Here is an 18,391-nt window from a genome sequence, read left to right as displayed (position 1 = left end):
CCTCAGGGTGATCGGCCCGGCACACGGGTGCCGGACAGGTGGGCGACGCTAGAACCGGTAGCGCACCCCCAAATAATAACGTCGCCCGTAAGTGTTGTACTCACGGAAGCTGCCGGGCACCGGCATGTCGGAGATCCGCGGCTCGTTGGTCAGGTTGGAAGCCTCCAGCGACACCGACAGCTGCGCATTGACGCGGTAGCTGGCACGCAGGTCCAGGGTGCCGCTGTCGCGTACGTAGCGGTTCTGCGCCGGGGCGCCGACGAACTTCTGGAAATACTCGGAGCGGTACTTGTAGATGGCCTGCAGGTCGACCGCGCCGATGGCGTAATACAGCTGGCCGGAGAACACGTGCCGCGACAGGCCGAAGATATTGGCCGGCGCGACGATGCCGCTGCTCACCAGGCCGGTTGCCGGGTCGATCTGGTCGCCCAGGCGCAGATCCTGGGTCTTGTAGTTGGAATCGGCGTAGTTGTAGCTCAGCTTGACGCCCAGGCCGTCGAACGGCGCCGGCAGGTAGGAGAAGCGGTGGGTGCCGGTCAACTCCAGCCCGGTGAGCTCGCTCTTTTGCCGGGTGGTGACGTCCTGCACCACCGGCACCACCACCGCGGTGCCGTCGATGACGAAGCGCTCGTCCACCACCGTGGGCACCGCGCCACCGGTGAACTGCTTGTAGTACACCGCAGCGCTGAGCAGGGAGTCGGCATTGGGATACCACTCCAGCGACACGTCCGCATTGGACGACAGCAGCGGCTGCGTGCGTGGGTTGCCGGTGGCGGTGATGCTGCCGATCGCCTCGCCGACGGTAGTGAATTCGGTCCCCGGCTCCAGGATGAAAGTGCGCCCGGCAGACAGCGCCACCAGATCCGGGCGCGCCATGGCCCGGTACAGCCCGAAGCGCAGCTGGGTCTGCTCGGTGAGGCCGATGTTGGCGTTGAAGCTGGGCAGGAACACGCGGTTGGACGCGCGCACCGTCTGCGCGGCGAAGCGCCCGGTTTCCACCAGCTGGATGGTGCCGTCGGGGTTGTCGACCACGTCCAGCTCGCCGCGCAACCCCACCGAGCTGACGTCGGTGCGCACCCAGCGCACGCCCAGGTTGCCGTCCAGCGGCAGCCCGAACAGCGTGCTGGCGAACTCGCCCATCACATACAGCGCGCGGGTCTTTTCTTCCACGTCGGAGTCGGCGGTGCCGCGCGGGTCGGCATTGCGGCCGGTGTCGTCCACGCCGGTGATGGCGCTGAACAGACAGCGGCTGTCGAAGGTGGCCCACTGCTGGATGGTGTTGCCGCTGGCGCTGGAGAGGAAATCCTCCTGCGGGAACGGTTGCCGGCAGGCCAGGTTGGCGGCGCGGATCGTGGCCGGATCGGTGACGTTGCGTTCGACGCGGTCGTCCAGGTCGCGGTAAGTCGCCTCGGACAGGCGCACGCCGCCCTTGATGGAGGTGAGCAGCCCGCTTTCCGGGGTGAAGGCGCCATCGAAACGCCAGGCCCGGATGGTGTGCTCGCGGCGCAACTCGTCGCGCCGCGCGCGCGCCGCGGCGCTGAAATTGTCCGGGTTGTTCAGGTCGAACGCGGGATCGACCACGATCCCCGGCACATCGCCGGCAGAGGTATACGTGTAGTCCACGCGTTGTCCGTTGATCCCGGGCACGCGGTTGCCGTTGATGTCGGTGGCATTGGAGCGCAGCCGCATCAGGCGGTCGATCTCGCTGCGCTCGGTGCGCGAATACGACAGGTCGGTGGACAGCATCCAGGCCGCGTTCGGGCGCCATTCCACGCGTAGCCCGCCACCGCGGTACTGCTCGTCGCGCACCTTGTAGTCGGTGGAGGATTCCACCGTGCTGCTGCCGGTATGGCCGAGCAAGGCGCCGTTGTCGCCCACCTGGCGGTTGTTGAGGTTGCGCAGTGTTTCGGAAAAATTGAGCTCGGCGCGGTCTTCGGTCACGGTGCGCTGCGAATCCTGGTAATCCAGGGCCACCTCCAGGCCGTCGAAGGGCCGCCATTGCAGTGCGGCGAAGGCCGCGTCGCGTTGATCGTGCTCGCTGATCTGGCGGTACACGCGGCTGCCGGGCGCCAGGTAATACGGCGTCCCCGCCTGCACCTGTGCCGGGGTCACGGCGGTGCAGTTGCGGCTGGCGCCCACCACCTCGTTGGCGTTGCAGGCCGTCCAGGTGGAGCTGCTGCTCATCACCTCTTCCGGGTTGGTGCCTTCCAGCCGCTGCAGGCCGAGCGATACCCCCAGCTTGCCGGCCCCGCGCAGATCGAACTGGTCCAGGTAGCTGACGGTGCCGCGCCAACCCACGCCATCGGCGTTACGCAACTTGCTGTCGCCATCGGCATAGGTCGCCCGCCCGTCCAGTTGCACGCGGCGCTTGCCGAATTCCAGCGGCCGCACGGTCTGCATGTTGACCGTGCCGGCGATGCCGCCTTCGACGAAGTCGGCGCGCTGGGTCTTGTAGATCGCCACGGTGTTGATGAGTTCGGAGGGGAACTGGTTGAAGTTCACCGAACGGTCGCCACTGCCGTTGCTGGCCTCGCGCCCATTGAAGGTGGCCGAGCCCAGGAACGGCCCCAGGCCACGGATGGAGATCTCCGACGCGCCGCCCTTTTCGCGATGCGTGGCCGCACCGGTGATGGTCTCGATCGCCTCGCCGATCGACAGCGCCGGCAGGTCGCCGATGTCCTCGGCCGACAGCACGTCGGCCACCACCGTCTGCTCGCGCTTGCTGTCGATGGACGACTGGATCGAGCTGCGGATGCCGGTGACCTTGATCTGGTCCAGCGTGGTGGGCGCTTGCTCCGGTGCCTGCCGGGCAGCATCGCCCTGCTGAGCCAGGGCTGCCTGCGCGCTTGCCAGTGCAACGGCACCGAGCAGCGCCTGGCCCAGGACATTTCGAATAATTGGTCTACGCGATTGGACTAGTTTCAGATACCGCACAATTCCTCCTCCCAAAGGATGCTCGAGACCGAGCGAGGTGGAGACTCCACGCGGATCAACGCCAAGTCAACAATTTCTGCGATTTATCGAACGAGCCACCTGACTAGGCCAGTTATGTGGATTATTTTGTGCAATTGCAGCATGACATCGAGCCGATCGCAGGCTTCAATACAGACCAACTGGACTATCGTTTTGGTTGACGAACCAGTTTGCACTGTTACCCTCGGCCATCACCGACGCGCCAGCGTCCAGGAGCATCCCGATGCGATCCCCCGTCTCCCTTGCCTGCCTGTTGCTGCTGTGTGCGCCCGCCTGGGTCGGCTCGGCCCAGGCCACCTCGTACCTGGTGCACGACCAGAGCGAGTACGCCGTGGCGGCGGCCGCGCTGCGTGCCGGCGATCGCATCGTGCTGGCCGATGGGCAGTGGCGGGATTTCGCCATCGTGCTGCGCGGGCAAGGCACTGCCGAGCAGCCAATCACCCTCACCGCGCAAACGCCGGGCAAGGTGATCATCAGCGGCACCTCCGACCTGCACATGGCCGGCACCTACCTGGTGGTGTCGGACCTGGTGTTCCGCGACGGCCATAGCCCCGGCGATGCGGTGCTGTCGTACCGCATCTCCAGCAAGGAACGCGCGCGCAACAGCCGCATCACCGGCGTGGTGGTGGATGGTTTCAGCAAGCCCACCCGCAGCGACTCGGACAACTGGGTGGCGCTGTACGACAGCGACAACCGTTTCGACCACAACCAGCTGGTCGGCAAGACCAATGCCGGCCCCACCCTGGTGGTGGTGCGCGACGCCACCCAGGGCCTGGACAATCGCCATCGCATCGACCACAACTGGTTTGGGCCACGCCCCAACCTGGGCGCCAATGGCGGCGAGACGCTACGCATCGGCACCAGCAGCGATGCCGACAGCGCCTCCAACTCGGTGGTGGACAACAACTGGTTCGAAGGCTGCGACGGCGAGGTGGAGGTGGTCTCCAACAAGTCCGGCGGCAACACCTACCGGGGCAATGTGTTCAAGCAATCACGCGGCGCGCTGGTGCTGCGGCATGGCGATGGCAACCTGGTCGAGCGCAACGTGTTCTTCGGCGACGGCAAGGCCAACACCGGCGGCATCCGCGTGATCAACCGCAAGCAGACCGTGCGCCACAACTACCTGGAAAACCTGGCCGGCGATGGCTATTCGTCGGCGCTGAGCATCATGTACGGGGTGCCCAACTCGCCTGCCAACCGCTACGTGCAGGTGGACCAGGCGCGCATCGAGCGCAACACCTTCGTGACCGTCAACCAGCTGTACTTCGGTGCCGGCATGGATGCCGAGCGCACCGCCGCGCCGATCAACAGCCGCTTTGCCGGCAACCTGATCGTGGCCGCCAGCGACCCGGTGCGCGTGCTGGGCGACCTGTCCGGTATTGCCTTTACCAGCAACCTGCAAAGCCCGCTGGCCTCCACCCGCCTGCCCGGCGGCGTCAACAGCCGCCAGGTGACGATGACCCGCGCCAGCACCGGCTTGCTGGTCGCCGACAACGCCACTGGCGTCGGCGCCGACCCGGCGCTGAGCTACATCGCGCGCGCACAGGTGGGCGTGAGCTGGTACCCCAAGCAGGCAGCGCAGGCAGTCACCGACAGCGGCCGCCGCACCCGCGTCAGGCCGGGGCAGTCCAGCCTGACCGACGCCGTGGGGCAGGCCGGCCCCGGCGATCGCCTGCAACTGGACGCAGGCCGCTACCAGGTCGATGACATCCTCGACGTGGACCGGCCGCTGACGCTGGAAGGCCCGCAACGCGGCCGCGCGCGCATCCGCTTTTCGCAGCCGGCGCTGTTCCAGATCGCGCCCGGCGGCTCGCTCAGCCTGGCCCGGCTCGAGATCGATGGCCGCGCCGCACCCGCGCAGCCGGGCAATGCGGTGATCCGCACCGCACCCGGCACAGCGGTGGCGCAGTACCAGCTCACCTTGCGCGACACGCACCTGCATCATCTGGACGCGCAACCCGGCTTCGATGTGATCGCACTCGGCAAGGGCAGCCTGGCCGACCATATTCTGCTGGACCGGCTGCTGGTCGAGGACGTCTCCGGCAAGGTGTTGTCCGCACACGCCGAGACCGACGACCGTGGCACCTACAACGTCGAACAGGTCACGGTGCAGCAGTCGCAGTTCCACCGCGTCGCCGGGCCGGTGCTGGACCTGTATCGCGGCGGCCGCGACGAGAGCACCTTCGGCCCGGTGCTGCAGGTGAGCGACTCGCACTTCACGCAGGTCGGCCGCAACACAGGTGCGTCGCTGCGCCTGCACGGCGTGCAGCGCATTGCGCTGCGCAATAACCGCTTCGTCGACAGCGCCGCGATCCTGGCGCAGCACACCACCGGCACACCCCACCTCATCGCCAGCGGCAATCAGTTCGTCGGCACCCCGGCCTTGCACGCCGACGCAGCGGAGCCCCTGCTATGACCCGTTCCACCCGCCTGTTGCTGCTGGTCCTGGTCGGCGCCGGCAGCACCCTGCCCTGCAGCGCCGCCCCGTTACCCGCGGCCGAACAAGCAGCGCAGCCGCAACCGCGCGCCACCGACGCCGCGCCGGTGCTGGTCACCGCCCAGCAATGGCGCGAGATGGCCAGCGCTGGCGCCAGGCTGCCGGTGTTCGCCCGCGAACAGGCACGCGCAGAAGCCAGCGTGCGCGCGGCGATGCGCGCCGGGGTGGACGTGCCGGTGCCCAGCGATCCCGGCGGCGGCGCCAGCCACGAGCAGCACAAACGCAACTACCAAGCCATCCAGGCCGCCGGCGCGCTGTACCGGCTCACCGGCGATCGCGCCTATGCCGACTATGTGCGCGACGTGCTGCTGGCCTACGCGCGCCTGTATCCCACGCTGGGCGCACACCCGGCCGGGCGCGGCCAGGTGCCGGGGCGGCTGTTCTGGCAGTCCTTGAACGACTCGGTGTGGCTGGTCTACGCAAGCCAGGGCTACGACGCCATCCGCGACACGCTCAGCGCGCAGGACCGCGCCACCGTCGACCGCGACGTGTTCGCGCGCATGGCGCACTTCCTGTGCGACGAAAGCGCCGACAACTTCGACAAGATCCACAACCACGCCACCTGGGCGGTGGCCGCGGTCGGCATGACCGGCTATGTGCTGCGCGATCAGGCGCTGGTGGACAAGGCACTGCGCGGCAGCAGGCGCGATGGCAAGGCCGGCTTCCTGGCGCAGGTGGACCAGCTGTTCTCGCCGGACGGCTACTACGCCGAAGGCCCGTACTACCAACGCTATGCCCTGGCGCCGTTCGTGCTGTTCGCCAACGCGATCGAGCGCAACCAGCCGCAGAAACGCATCTTCCAGCGCCGCGACGGCGTGCTGCTCAAGGCCGTAAACAGCCTGGTGCAGAGCAGCTACGGCGGTTATTTCTTCCCGATCAACGATGCCATCCTCGACAAGGGCCTGGACACCGAAGAACTGGTGGCCGGCATCGGCATCGCCTACGCGCAGACCCACGATGCGCAGCTGCTGTCCATCGCGCAACGCCAGCGCCGCGTGCTGCTCACCCCCGAAGGCCTGGCCGTGGCCACCGCGCTCGCGCAGGACCGCGCCCAACCGTTCGCCTTTGGCAGCGTGTTGCTGCGCGATGGCGCACGGGGCGACCAGGGCGCGCTGGCGATCCTACGCAGCGGCGGCGAAGACGGCCAGACGCTGGTGATGAAGAACACCTCGCAAGGCATGGGCCACGGCCACTTCGACAAGTTGAACTGGCTGTTCTACGACAACGGCCAGCGCGTGGTCACCGACTACGGCGCGGCGCGTTTCTTGAATGTGGAAGCCAAGGCCGGCGGCATCTATCTACCGGAGAACACCAGCTGGGCCAAGCAGACCGTTGCGCACAACACGCTGGTGGTGAACGAGACCAGCCACTTCAACGGCGACTGGAAGGTGGGCGAGCAACACGCGCCGACGCAGCTGCTGTTCGCCAGCACTGCCGACACCCAGATCGTGTCGGCGCGCATGCAGCAGGCCTACGACGGGGTCAGCTTCACCCGCACCCAGGCGCTGCTGTCGCACCCGCAGCTGCCCCTGCCGGTGGTGGTCGACCTGCTGCGCGTCAACGCCAGCGCTCCGGCACGTTACGACCTGCCGCTGCACTTCAACGGGCAGATCATGCAGGTCGGCTTCACCGCAGAGCGCGCACTGACGCAACGCCCGGTGCTGGGCAAGGCCAACGGCTATCAGCACCTGTGGGTGGACGCCTCCAGCGACGCCAGCACCGACACGCGCAGCCTGAGCTGGCTGCTCGCCGGCCGCTTCTACAGCTACCGCTTCGGCAGCAGCGCGCCGGCGCGTGCCCTGCTGGTGGAGAGCGGAGCCAACGACCCGAACTTCAACCTGCGCCGCGAACCGGCGCTGATCCAGCGCGTGGATGGGCAGGCCAATGTCAGCTTCTTCGGCGTGCTGGAACCGCATGGCGAATACAACGGCACCGCCGAATACGTGCACGGCGCCAATAGCCGCATCCGCGCCATCGAGCGCGTGCGCGGCGACGATGCCGAGGTGATCGTGCTCACCCTGGTCGGCGGCCAGCGCATCGCGCTGGCGGTGGCCGACGACGCCGATGCACAACGCAGCCACCAGGTGCAGGCCGCCGGTCAGCGCTACAGCTGGCGCGGCGGCTACGCGCGCTTCGATCGCACTGCAGGTGCGCAATGAGCACCGCCCGCACGCGCCCCGCGGGCAAGCGCTCGGCGGTGCGCTGGCTGATCGTGGCGCTGATCGCGGTGGCCACGGTGATCAACTACATCGACCGCAACGCGCTGGCGGTGATGTGGCCGGCGATCTCGCGCGACATCGGCGCCACCAAGGAAGACTACGCGCTGCTGGTCACCATCTTCATGCTGTTCTATGCCGCCGGGCAGTTCGTGTTCGGGCGGCTGTTCGACATCATCGGCACCCGGCTCGGCTTTGCCCTGTCCATCGCGGTGTGGTCGCTCTCCATCGCGCTGCATGCGGTCACCCACTCCATCATGGCGTTCTCGGTGGTGCGCGCGCTGCTGGGCATCAGCGAAGCCGGCGCCTGGCCGGGCGCGGTCAAGGCCAATGCGGAATGGTTTCCCGCGCGCGAGCGTGCGTTGGCACAGGGCATCTTCAATGCCGGCGCCTCCATCGGCGCGATCGTCTCGGCGCCGCTGATCGCGCTGCTGTTCCTGTCGTTCGGCTGGAAGGGCACGTTCGTGCTGATCGGCGTGCTGGGCATGCTGTGGTTGCTGCCGTGGCTGGTGATCTACCGCGCCGGGCCGGACCGGCATCCCTGGGTCGACGCGGCCGAGCGTGCGTTGATCCTGGATGCGCCCGACGCCGGCAGCGCGCCGCCGCCGGCCTACCTGCCCACGCTGCGCCAGCTGATGTCGCACCGGCAAAGCTGGGGGATCGTGCTGGCGCGCTTCTTCCTGGACCCGATCTGGTGGCTGTTCGTGTCGTGGCTGCCGATCTACCTGGCCGAGACCTTCCACTTCGACATCAAGCAGATCGGCGCATTCGCCTGGGTGCCGTTCGTCGGCGCGATGCTGGGCAGCCTGTGCGGCGGCTGGCTGTCCGGGCGCCTGATCGCGGCCGGCTGGAGCGTGGACCGCGCGCGCAAATGGACCATCACCCTGGGCGGGGCCATCATGGCGCCGGCGCTGCTGGGCGCCGTGCAGGCCGCCGACCCGCGCATGGCGGTGCTGACGATTGCCGCCGTGCTGTTCGGCTTCCAGATCGCCATCGGCAATATCCAGACCCTGCCCGGCGATCTGTTCGCCGGCAAATCGGTCGGCTCGCTGGCCGGCATCGGCGGCATGGCCGCGGTGGCCGGCACCTTGATCACCACCTGGCTGGTCCCGGTGATGACCGCAACCTCGTACGCACCGATGTTCATTCTGGTCGCCGCGCTGGTGCCGGCCTCGCTGGCCGCGCTGTGGCTGGTCACCGGCCGCATCCACCGACTCGACGCAGCGGGCACCTGAGCGTGCCCGCTGCCTACCCCGCTTTCCCCACACCAACAGGACACACCCGCATGCACTTCCACGACAAGGTCGCCATCGTCACCGGCGGTGGCCGCGATATCGGCCGCGCCATCTCGCTCAAGCTGGCCGCGGCCGGCGCAAAGGTCTGCATCAACTACGCCAACGACGACGCCAGCGCGCGCGACACCCTGGCACAGCTGCAGGCCGCCGGCGGCCAGGGCATCCTGCACCGCGCCGACGTCACCGATGCCACCGCCGTGGCCGGCCTGCTGACCGCCACGCGCACCGCCTTCGGCCAGCACATCGACGTGCTGATCAACGTGGCCGGCGGCATGCTGGCGCGCAAGCCACTGGCCGACATCGACGAGGCCTTCTTCCATCAGGTGATGGACCTCAACCTCAAGTCGGTCTACCTGACCACCCAGGCGGTGGCGCCGCATATGCGCGAAGGCGGCGCGATCGTCAATTTCGCCTCGCTTGCCGGGCGCGATGGCGGCGGGCCGGGCGCGGCCATCTACGCCACCGCCAAGGCGGCGGTGATGACCTTCTCGCGTGCGATGGCCAAGGAACTGGGCCCGCGCGGCATCCGCGTCAACGCATTGTGCTGCGGCATGATCTCCACCCGCTTCCATGACGACTTCACCAAGCCGGAAGTGCGTGCCTTCGTCGCCAATGCCACCCCTCTGCGGCGCGAAGGCCGCCCGGAGGAAGCCGCCGATGCGGCGTTGTACCTGGCATCGGATGCGGCCAGCTTCATCAATGGCGCCAACCTGGACGTCAACGGCGGCGTGTTCTTTTCCTGACCGACAAAGGAGTCCTGCGCATGCGCTGGCGATGGATGATGACTGCGACACTGAGTGTGGTGCTGGCAGGCCCGGCCACGGCGCACCCGGCGCCCCGCTGGGTGCCGGCCTGGATTGCTTCGGCAACGCCGGACCGGCTCGACGGCGGTGCCGACACGCCGCTGCAATTTGCCGATGAAACGGTGCGCCAGGACATGCGCCTGGGCAGTGCAGCAGTGGCCCTGCGCGTGCGCATCAGCAACGAGCTGGGCACCGCACCGCTGACCGTCGCTGCGGGCACCGCGCGCCTGCTCGGCGGCGGCGGCGGTGCGCAACCGCTGCGCTTTGACGGGCGCGCCAGCGTGACCGTGCCGCCCGGTGGCGTGCTGCTCAGCGACCCGGTGCCGCTGCGTGCACCGGCATTGGGCGAGGTGGCGGTCAGCCTGTATTTCCCCACGCCGGCGCGCCCGGCGGTACGCCGCACGGCGGTGCGGGTGGTCAAGGGCCAGGCCGAGGTGCCGGACAGCAAAGCGTTGGCGTATCGCCAGAACGTCATCTCCGCCCTTTACGTCCAACCACCGCATCCACGCCAGACGGTGGTGGTGGCGCTGGGCGATTCGATCACCGAAGGCGCCACCGCCACACGCGGCGCCAATGGCGATTGGCCGGCCCTGCTGGCCAGGCGGCTGGAGCAGCGTTGCCCCGGCAGCGTGGTGGTGCTCAACGCCGGCATCAGCGGCAACAAGCTGCTCGACGACGGCCGCAGCCCCAGCGCGCTGGCGCGGCTGGATCGCGACGTGCTGGCACTGCCCGGCGTGGACCAGGTGATCCTGTTCGAAGGCATCAACGACATCCGCCACAGCGGTCCGCCGGATGCGATTGCCGGCCGCAATGCCGCCGACATGGTGCTGGGATATCGCCAGATCGTGACCCGGCTGCAGCAACACGGCATCGCCGTGATCGGCGCCACGCTGACCCCGTTCGGCAACTCCGACCGCTACGAACCGGTGGCGGCGGCCACGCGCCAGACGCTCAACGGCTTCATCCGCGACGGGCAGGCATTCGATGCGGTGATCGACTTCGACGCCGCGCTGCGCGACCCGGCCAGGCCGGAGTGGCTACCCGCCGCGCTGACCCGCGACTTCCTGCATCCCAACGATGCCGGTTACCAGCGCATGGCCGAATCGGTGGACCTGTCGTTGTTCTGCAAGGCCCGCTGAGCCGCCGCTCGCCACGCCATGGCGCGCATGCGCCAGGCTGGCTGCCACGCTGGTGCGGCGGCACCGCCGGCATGCACGCCGGCCTGCCGGCGCGCTAGCGCTTTTTCAGGATGCTGATCTCCCCGGAGGTCTCCAGGATCGCCATGTCGATATCGGCATCGTCGCGGCAATCGGCCTTGCGTTTTGCCACTTCGAAATCGGCGTAGCTGACATTGTGGCGGACCAGTTCCTTCCAGTAGATCTCACCGCCACGCGCCAGCAGCGCCGGGGTGCCCTGCACCCAGGTATCGATCCGCCGGCTGCGCGCGGTGGCCATGCCCACCAGCCAGTTCAACACCAGCAAGGTGGCCGCCAGGATCATGCCGCCCAGCAGCGAGACGTCCCTGCCGATCAACGAGTTCTGCACCGCGGTTCCCAGCAGCACGATGAGCAGCACGTCGAACGGCGTGGATTGGCCCAACGCGCGCTTGCCGGTCAGGCGCGTCAACAGCAGGACCACGGTATAGACCGCTACCGCACGCAGCACGAACTCCCACCACGGCATGTCCAGGTGCATCATTTCGTAAAAGCGCACGCGTGTTTCCACGTCCAGCATCGTGTGTCCTGACCGCCGTTGATCGATGGCGCACGCTAGTGCGGAAACGGTGAAGGCGCCGTGCTGTCGCCATCGTTGCCGAGACCGCCCGCCCGGCATCCATCGTGCAGCGCATCACGGCTTTTCGCTGGCGATCCGTTAGCGTCTGGCCTGGACAGACGGGGATGGCGGGCATGCGGAAAGGGATCACGCGTCGCGGGTTGCTGCTGGGCACCGCCTCGGCAGCAGTGTTGGCACAGGTACCGCTGGGAGTTGCGCTGCCGCGTCGTGCGGCCGCGGCGCCGGCCTTTATCGATGCGTTGATCGCGCGCATGAGCGTGGAGGAAAAAGCCGGCCAGCTGACGCTGTCCGGTTCGGCGCAGCAGACCGATGCGGCCGCAGCGGCCAATCCGATCAATACCGTGCCCACGGCCGAGGGCCAGCTTGCCGCCGCGCGTGCCGGGCGGGTGGGCGGCATCTTCAATGGCTCCAATGTGCTGTGGCATCAGCAACTGCAACAGGCCGCGCTGCAGAGTCGCCTGAAGATTCCGCTGCTGTTTGCCGCCGATGTGATCCACGGGTTCACCACGGTGTTTCCGGTGCCGCTGGCCGAGGCCGCCAGCTTCGAGCCGGCGCTGGCGCAACGCACCGCGCGTGCGGCCGCACTGGAGGCCAGTGCGGTCGGCATCGACTGGACCTTCGCGCCGATGGTGGATATCGCGCGCGATGCACGCTGGGGGCGCGGCGTGGAAGGCAGCGGCGAAGACGTGCTGCTCGGCCGGCGCTTTGCGCAGGCCCGCGTGCGCGGCTTCCAGGGCGAGGGCCTGGATCATGCCGATGCACTCGCGGCCTGCCCCAAGCATTTCGCGGCCTATGGCGCCGCCGAGGCGGGGCTGGACTACAACACCGTCGACATCTCCGAGCGCAGCCTGCGCGAAGTCTATTTCCCACCGTTCCAGGCTGCCTTCGATGCCGGCGCAGTGACCACGATGGTGGCCTTCAACGAGATCGCCGGCATCCCTGCCACCGCCAATCGCTGGTTGCTGGGCGAGGTATTGCGCGGCGAGTGGGACTACCGCGGCCTGGTGGTGTCCGACTACACCGGCGATCTGGAACTGATTGGGCACGGGTTTGCCAGCGATGCGCGCGAGGCGACCAGGCTGGCGTTCCTGGCCGGTGTTGACATCAGCATGCAGAGCGGGCTGTACTTGCAGCATCTGCCGGCGCTGGTGGCCGCCGGCGACGTGACGATGGCGCAGCTGGATGCCTCGGTGCGGCGCGTGCTGCAATTCAAGGCCGAGCTTGGATTGTTCGACAATCCGTTCCTGCGCATTGTGCCGGCACGCGCGCAGGCGCGGCAGCGGCGCCCGGACAGCCTGGCATTGGCGCGCGAGGCGGCGCGCAAATCCATCGTGCTGCTCAAGAACGATGGCGAGCTGCTGCCGCTCAAGACGCAGGGGCAACGCATCGCGCTGATCGGGCCGATGGCACGCAACTGGACCGACAGCGCCGGCCCGTGGACGCTGTTCGGCGGCGACGACAGCGGCAACGACCTGGCCACTGCAGTGCGCGCGCGGCTGGGCAACCCGGACAGCCTGCAGGTGGTGGAAGGCTGCGACTTCGAACATGGCCTGCCCGGCGGCGTGCAGGCGGCCGTCACCGCAGCGGCGTCTGCGGATGTGGCAGTGCTGGCGATCGGCGAGCCGATGCGCTACTCCGGCGAAGCGCAATCGCGCAGCGAGATCGTCATTCCCGCCGTGCAGCAAGCGCTGCTGGCCGCAGTGGCAGCCACCGGCACGCCGGTGGTGGTGGTGCTCAGCAACGGCCGAGCGCTGGTGATCGATGGCCCGGTGCTCAAGGCGCCGGCGATCCTGGTCGGCTGGTTCCTGGGCTCGGCATCGGGCGCCGCGCTGGCAGACATCTTGTTCGGCGCGCACGGTCCGTCCGGGCGCCTGCCGATGAGTTTTCCGCACACCGCCGGGCAGGTGCCCTATAGCTATGCGCACAAGCCCAGCGGCCGTGCCGACCCGCGCCCGGATGCCTTGCAACCGTTCAAGACCCGCTACCGCACCGCGCCCAATGCCGCGTTGTTTCCGTTCGGACACGGCCTGACCTATGGCCGCATCGAATACGGCGAGCTGCGCTTGAGCGATGCACGCATGGCGGCGGCCGGCAGCCTGCGCATCAGCGCGCGCATCCACAACCGCGGCACGCGCGATGCCGAGGAAGTGGCGCAGCTCTACATCCGCGACCGCAGCGCCAGCATCACCCGCCCGGTGCGCGAGCTGAAGGACTTCCGCAAGCTGGCGGTGCCGGCGGGCGGCAGCGCGGTGGTGGAGTTCGTGCTGCAGCGGGCTGACCTGTTGTTTATCGGCCAGACGCTCGCGCCCACCGTGGAGCCCGGTGTGTTCGATGTGTGGGTGGCGCCCTCTGCAGAGGCCGAGGGCGTGTCTGCGAGTTTTGAATTGATGGGCTGAGCGCCAGCGGCAATCGGAATGGCTCAGCTCAGGGGATGGATATGGGGCGTATCCCGCTCACGCAGAGGGCATCGCGCCCAGGTTGGCTCGGGAACACATCCCTATTGCGCTCACGCTCTCGGTCGCATTGAGACGGAACTGGGTCTTGAGGGGGGATTGGACGGTGCGTGTGCCCCGGTTTACAGCGGACGATCTGCGGGTTTGCTGCGGGGTCCTTGCCCGCCCACCATCGCAGGACACGCCGCAAGTACGTCCCTGTAGGCGCTTACGCGGCATCCATGCCGCGTAAGGTCCCGCGACGGTAGGCGGGCAAGAACCCGTCGGGTTGGTCGGTGTGCGTGGTCAGGAGCAGTGATGCCGTGCCCTGCAATGCGATGCGATGCAGTGCGGTCTGATCAGTTCTTCGACGCGAGCAACTCGCTGCCATGCCGAGATCGATTCACGCGTCATCGAAGGTGCGTCTGGCCAACATGCTGACGCCATCGCTACAACCTTCGAAAGGTTTGTCAGCCGATCTTATTTCCGCGCAACACCTCTGCAAGGAACGGCGCAGTGCGGCTGCCGCGCTGCCGCGCAACCGCCTCCGGCGCACCCGCCGCCACGACAGCGCCACCCGCGCCGCCCGCGCCCGGGCCCATGTCCAGCACCCAGTCGCTGCTGGCGGCCACGCGCATGTCGTGCTCGACCACGATCACTGTATTGCCCGCCTCCACCAGGCCTTGCAGCTGACGCATCAAGGTATCCACATCGGCCGGATGCAGGCCGGTAGTCGGCTCGTCCAGCACGTACACGGTGTCGCGCCGCTGCGCGCGTTGCAGCTCGGTGGCCAGCTTGATGCGTTGCGCCTCGCCGCCGGACAGCTCGGTGGCCGGCTGGCCGAGCCGCAGATAGCCCAGCCCCACTTCGCGCAATACCTGCAACGGGCGCAGCACGCTGGCGTCGTCGGCAAAGAAGCTGGCGGCCTGGTCCACCGTCATCGCCAACACCTGCGCGATGTTGTGACCCCGCAGCGCGATCTCCAGGGTCTTGGCGTTGTAGCGCGCGCCGTGGCAGCTGGGGCATGGCGCGTACACGCTGGGCATGAACAGCAATTCCACATGCACCGAGCCCTCTCCCTCGCAGGTGGCGCAGCGGCCCTTGGCGACGTTGAACGAAAACTGCCCCGGGTCGTAACGACGGCGGCGCGCGGCCGGTGTGGCGGCAAACAACTTGCGCACCGGATCGAACAGGCCGGTGTAGGTGGCCAAGTTGGAACGTGGCGTGCGGCCGATCGGTTTCTGGTCCACCCGCACCAGGCGGCGCACCTGGTCGAGCCCGCCGACGATCGCACCACCCAGCGGCACCTGCGTGCCGCGCTCCAGCGGGTCCAGCGCTTCGTCTTCATCTGCCTGGGTTTGTCCAAGATGGGCGGCCAGCAGTTCCACCAATGCCTGGCTCACCAGCGACGACTTGCCCGAGCCGGACACACCGGTCACGGTGGTGAATACCCCCAGCGGCAGGTCCACATCCAGCTCGCGCACATTGTTGCGGGTGATGCCGCGCAGTTGCAGCCAACCGGTGGCCGCACGCGCATGGCTGTGCACCTGCGGCGGGGTGCCGAACAGGTAACGCCGCGTGGACGAGGCCTCCACCTGCTCCAGTCCCGCGGGCGGGCCGCTGTACAGCACCTGCCCGCCGTGCACGCCGGCAGCCGGGCCGACGTCGACGATCCAGTCGGCGTGGCGGATCACATCCACCTCGTGTTCGACCACGAATACTGAATTGCCGGCGGCCTTGAGCTGATCCAGCGCGCCCAGCAAGGCCTGCGCATCGGCCGGATGCAGGCCCGCCGATGGCTCGTCCATCACATACACCACGCCGAACAACTGCGAACGGATCTGCGTGGCCAACCGTAGCCGTTGCAGCTCGCCCGGCGACAGCGTCGGCGTGCTGCGCTCCAGGCTGAGATAACCCAGGCCCAGCGCCTGCACCACCTCGATCCGCGCACGCAGGTCGGCGGCGATGCGTTGCGCGGCAATCGCTTGCTCGGGATGCGTGTCGGCCTGCTTGCGCTTGTCGTTGCGCTTGCCACCGGCACCTTCCGCAGCCGGGCGCAACAGGTCGGCCACCTCATCCAGCGGCCGCCGCGACAGCTCGCCGATATCCAGGCCGGCGAAGGTCACCGACAGCGCCTCGCGGCGCAGCCGCTTGCCGTCGCACTGCGAACACTGCGTGCTGACCAGGTACTGCGCCACGCGCTTTTTCATCTGCGCGCTCTGCGTGGTGGCAAAGGTGTGCAGCACATAGCGCCGCGCACTGGTGAAGGTGCCCATGTAGCTGGGCTCTTCCTTGCGGCGCAGCGCGCGCCTGGCCTCGTCCAGGCTGTAGCCGGCGTACACCGGCACCACCGGTTGCTCGTCGGTGTAGAGGATCCAGTCGCGGGTTTTCTTCGGCAGCTTGTGCCACGGCAGATCGACGTCGTGGCCCAATGTGGTGAGGATGTCGCGCTGGTTCTGGCCATGCCAGGCACCGGGCCAGGCGGCAACCGCGCGATCGCGGATGCTCAGCGTGGGATCCAGCACCATGGTCGCCTCGGTCGCATCGTAGATCCGCCCCAGGCCATGGCAGGTGGGGCAGGCACCGGCCGGGGTATTGGGCGAAAAGCCGTCGGCGTAGATGATGTCCTGCCCCGGCGGGTAGCTGCCCGCACGCGAATACAGCATGCGCAGGGAATTGGAGATGGTGGTGACGCTGCCCACCGACGAGCGCGCACTCGGCGCGCCGCGCGCCTGCTGCAAGGCCACCGCCGGCGGCAGGCCTTCGATGGAATCCACTTCCGGCACGCCGACCTGGTCGATCAGGCGCCGCGCATACGGCGAGATCGAATCCAGGTAACGCCGCTGCGCTTCGGCAAATACGGTACCGAACGCCAGCGACGACTTGCCTGAGCCGGACACCCCGGTGAACACCACCAGCGCGTCGCGCGGGATGTCCACGTCCACGTTCTTGAGGTTGTGCTCGCGCGCACCGCGCACGCGCACCAGGCCGGAGGAAGACGACGCTGCGCTGGACATGAGTGACACACCGACATTCGACAATGCGCCAGCCTACCGCGTGCCGCATACAGCCGGTGTCAGTGTTGACAGCGAGTCCTGCGGTGCTTCAATCAAGCAACCCGCTGATCGCCCTGGAATGCATCGGTCGAAGGCGCGGTGCCCTCACCGCTCGCGGGCTATGCCGTAAACCCGTTCGTGGGGGCTAGATGGCGGCATCCATGCCACCACACGGTCCCGCAAGCGGCGAGGACACCGCACAAGACAGTTGCCGGCTGCTTTGTTGAAAACCATGCGCGCCGGCCAACTCAACTGGTCCTTGTCCGCCCACCGTCGCGGGACCTTACGCGGCAGGGATGCCGCGTAAGAGCCTACAAGGACGTACTTGCGGCGTGTCCTGCGAGGGTGGGCGGGCAAGGGCCCTGCAGCAAACCCACAGCGTCAAGAGCGGCGAGAACACCTCACCAGAAAGTCAGTCGGTTGCCTTATCGAAAACCATGCGCGCCGGCCAACTCAACTGGCCCTTGTCCGCCCACCGTCGCGGGACCTTACGCGGCATGGATGCCGCGTAAGAGCCTACACGGACGTACTTGCGGCGTGTCCTGCGAGGGTGGGCGGGCAAGGGCCCTGCAGCCAACTCACAAACCAGCAAACCAGCCGCTCTGCAGCGCAATCACCCCAGCGCGTGCGCCGGCACCGGCTGCTCGCCGTTCTCCGCCAGCGCCTGCATGCGCGCCACCACACCACTGAACAGCCGTGCAGTCGCCGCGCCACGCGTGCGGAAGATCTCCTCAAGCTCGCCGTAGTACCACAACGTGCCGGCGCGCCCTGCGGTGAATACGTTGAAGATGTCCTGGCCCACGTCCGGGTTTTCCAGGTCCTGCACGATGGTGCGCGCGTTATAGAGCTTGTCGCAGCCGGACACCAGCAAGGCGCGCTCGGGCGTGTTGCGCAGGTGCTCCAGGTAGGCCAGCTTGCGCTCGCGCCAGTCGCGTTTGCGTGCGCTGGCGGTGTTGTCCACCTCGGCCTTGTCTTCGGCGGTGGCATCGGTGCATGCCATCACGATGTCGGCCACTGCATCGCCGAACTGCGCGCGGATCGAGGCCTCGTGACCGCCGCCGCAGTCTTCCACCACATCGTGCAGCAGCCCGGCGATGGCCTGCTCTTCGTCGCCGCCGCATTCCAGCACCAGCGTGGACACGCCCAGCAAATGGCTCAGATACGGAATCTGCGTGCCCTTGCGTACCTGCCCGGCATGGGCGATGCGCGCGTAATCCACGGCCAGGGCGTAACGTTCGGTGAGAGCGGTCATGGGGCGTCCGATGCGGGGAATGGCGCATTATCGCCGAGCCCGGTGACGCCCCAGGTGAGGATGGCGCGAGGAT

10 protein-coding genes are annotated in these 18,391 nt (G+C 68.0%); 6 read left to right on the top strand and 4 right to left on the bottom strand.

The window, feature by feature from the left end; genetic code table 11:
• Positions 1 to 48: 48 nt before the first annotated feature.
• Complete coding sequence (locus AC1KVE_RS08660) at positions 49 to 2,925, bottom strand: TonB-dependent receptor (protein ID WP_481092787.1); 2,877 nt, start codon at positions 2,923 to 2,925, stop codon at positions 49 to 51.
• Between the two features lie 271 nt (positions 2,926 to 3,196).
• Between AC1KVE_RS08660 and AC1KVE_RS08655 the strand changes: the two genes are divergently transcribed.
• From AC1KVE_RS08655 to AC1KVE_RS08635, 5 genes are read left to right on the top strand one after another with little or no spacing between them, the layout of a single operon-like run.
• A complete protein-coding gene (locus AC1KVE_RS08655) occupies positions 3,197 to 5,389 on the top strand; it encodes a polysaccharide lyase 6 family protein (protein WP_481092753.1) in 2,193 nt (730 codons plus the stop codon).
• Positions 5,386 to 7,629 (top strand): oligoalginate lyase, encoded by a 2,244-nt coding sequence (locus AC1KVE_RS08650; RefSeq protein WP_481092752.1) that lies wholly within the window; start codon positions 5,386 to 5,388, stop codon positions 7,627 to 7,629. Before AC1KVE_RS08655 ends, AC1KVE_RS08650 begins: the two co-directional genes overlap by 4 nt.
• Positions 7,626 to 8,921, top strand: coding sequence for an MFS transporter (locus AC1KVE_RS08645; protein WP_046341984.1), 1,296 nt, complete (start codon positions 7,626 to 7,628; stop codon positions 8,919 to 8,921). The genes AC1KVE_RS08650 and AC1KVE_RS08645 overlap by 4 nt, the downstream gene beginning before the upstream one ends.
• A gap of 50 nt (positions 8,922 to 8,971) precedes the next feature.
• Positions 8,972 to 9,724 (top strand): SDR family NAD(P)-dependent oxidoreductase, encoded by a 753-nt coding sequence (locus AC1KVE_RS08640; RefSeq protein ID WP_024938633.1) that lies wholly within the window; start codon positions 8,972 to 8,974, stop codon positions 9,722 to 9,724.
• Positions 9,725 to 9,759: 35 nt separating this feature from the next.
• Positions 9,760 to 10,923: an SGNH/GDSL hydrolase family protein gene (locus tag AC1KVE_RS08635; RefSeq protein ID WP_102254656.1), complete on the top strand. Its 1,164-nt coding sequence runs from the start codon at positions 9,760 to 9,762 to the stop codon at positions 10,921 to 10,923.
• A gap of 94 nt (positions 10,924 to 11,017) precedes the next feature.
• Here AC1KVE_RS08635 and AC1KVE_RS08630 read toward each other — a convergent pair whose 3' ends face one another.
• Positions 11,018 to 11,518: a DUF421 domain-containing protein gene (locus AC1KVE_RS08630; protein ID WP_481092751.1), complete on the bottom strand. Its 501-nt coding sequence runs from the start codon at positions 11,516 to 11,518 to the stop codon at positions 11,018 to 11,020.
• A 173-nt stretch (positions 11,519 to 11,691) separates the two neighbouring features.
• On the opposite strand from AC1KVE_RS08630, the gene AC1KVE_RS08625 reads away from it, so the two are divergent.
• Positions 11,692 to 13,974 (top strand): glycoside hydrolase family 3 N-terminal domain-containing protein, encoded by a 2,283-nt coding sequence (locus AC1KVE_RS08625; protein ID WP_481092750.1) that lies wholly within the window; start codon positions 11,692 to 11,694, stop codon positions 13,972 to 13,974.
• A 506-nt stretch (positions 13,975 to 14,480) separates the two neighbouring features.
• Here the strand turns inward: AC1KVE_RS08625 and AC1KVE_RS08620 are convergent.
• A complete protein-coding gene (locus tag AC1KVE_RS08620; protein WP_481092749.1) occupies positions 14,481 to 17,027 on the bottom strand; it encodes an excinuclease ABC subunit UvrA in 2,547 nt (848 codons plus the stop codon).
• 652 nt (positions 17,028 to 17,679) lie between these two features.
• On the bottom strand, positions 17,680 to 18,318 hold the full coding sequence (locus tag AC1KVE_RS08615; protein WP_481092748.1) for an HD domain-containing protein: 639 nt from the start codon (positions 18,316 to 18,318) through the stop codon (positions 17,680 to 17,682).
• Positions 18,319 to 18,391 lie beyond the last annotated feature (73 nt).

The sequence above is a fragment of the Xanthomonas sp. NCPPB 2864 genome (genome assembly GCF_056675615.1).
Note: the sequence above shows the minus strand (reverse complement) of the source record. Positions and strands in the feature narration are given on the sequence as shown.

Bases quoted from the DNA above. Each gene is read 5' to 3' on its own strand.
- AC1KVE_RS08655 (WP_481092753.1), top strand. From the start codon at position 3,197: ATGCGATCCCCCGTCTCCCTTGCCTGCCTGTTGCTGCTGTGTGCGCCC.
- AC1KVE_RS08650 (WP_481092752.1), top strand. From the start codon at position 5,386: ATGACCCGTTCCACCCGCCTGTTGCTGCTGGTCCTGGTCGGCGCCGGC.
- AC1KVE_RS08645 (WP_046341984.1), top strand. From the start codon at position 7,626: ATGAGCACCGCCCGCACGCGCCCCGCGGGCAAGCGCTCGGCGGTGCGC.
- AC1KVE_RS08640 (WP_024938633.1), top strand. From the start codon at position 8,972: ATGCACTTCCACGACAAGGTCGCCATCGTCACCGGCGGTGGCCGCGAT.
- AC1KVE_RS08635 (WP_102254656.1), top strand. From the start codon at position 9,760: ATGATGACTGCGACACTGAGTGTGGTGCTGGCAGGCCCGGCCACGGCG.
- AC1KVE_RS08630 (WP_481092751.1), bottom strand. From the start codon at position 11,518: ATGCTGGACGTGGAAACACGCGTGCGCTTTTACGAAATGATGCACCTG.
- AC1KVE_RS08625 (WP_481092750.1), top strand. From the start codon at position 11,692: ATGCGGAAAGGGATCACGCGTCGCGGGTTGCTGCTGGGCACCGCCTCG.
- AC1KVE_RS08620 (WP_481092749.1), bottom strand. From the start codon at position 17,027: ATGTCCAGCGCAGCGTCGTCTTCCTCCGGCCTGGTGCGCGTGCGCGGT.
- AC1KVE_RS08615 (WP_481092748.1), bottom strand. From the start codon at position 18,318: ATGACCGCTCTCACCGAACGTTACGCCCTGGCCGTGGATTACGCGCGC.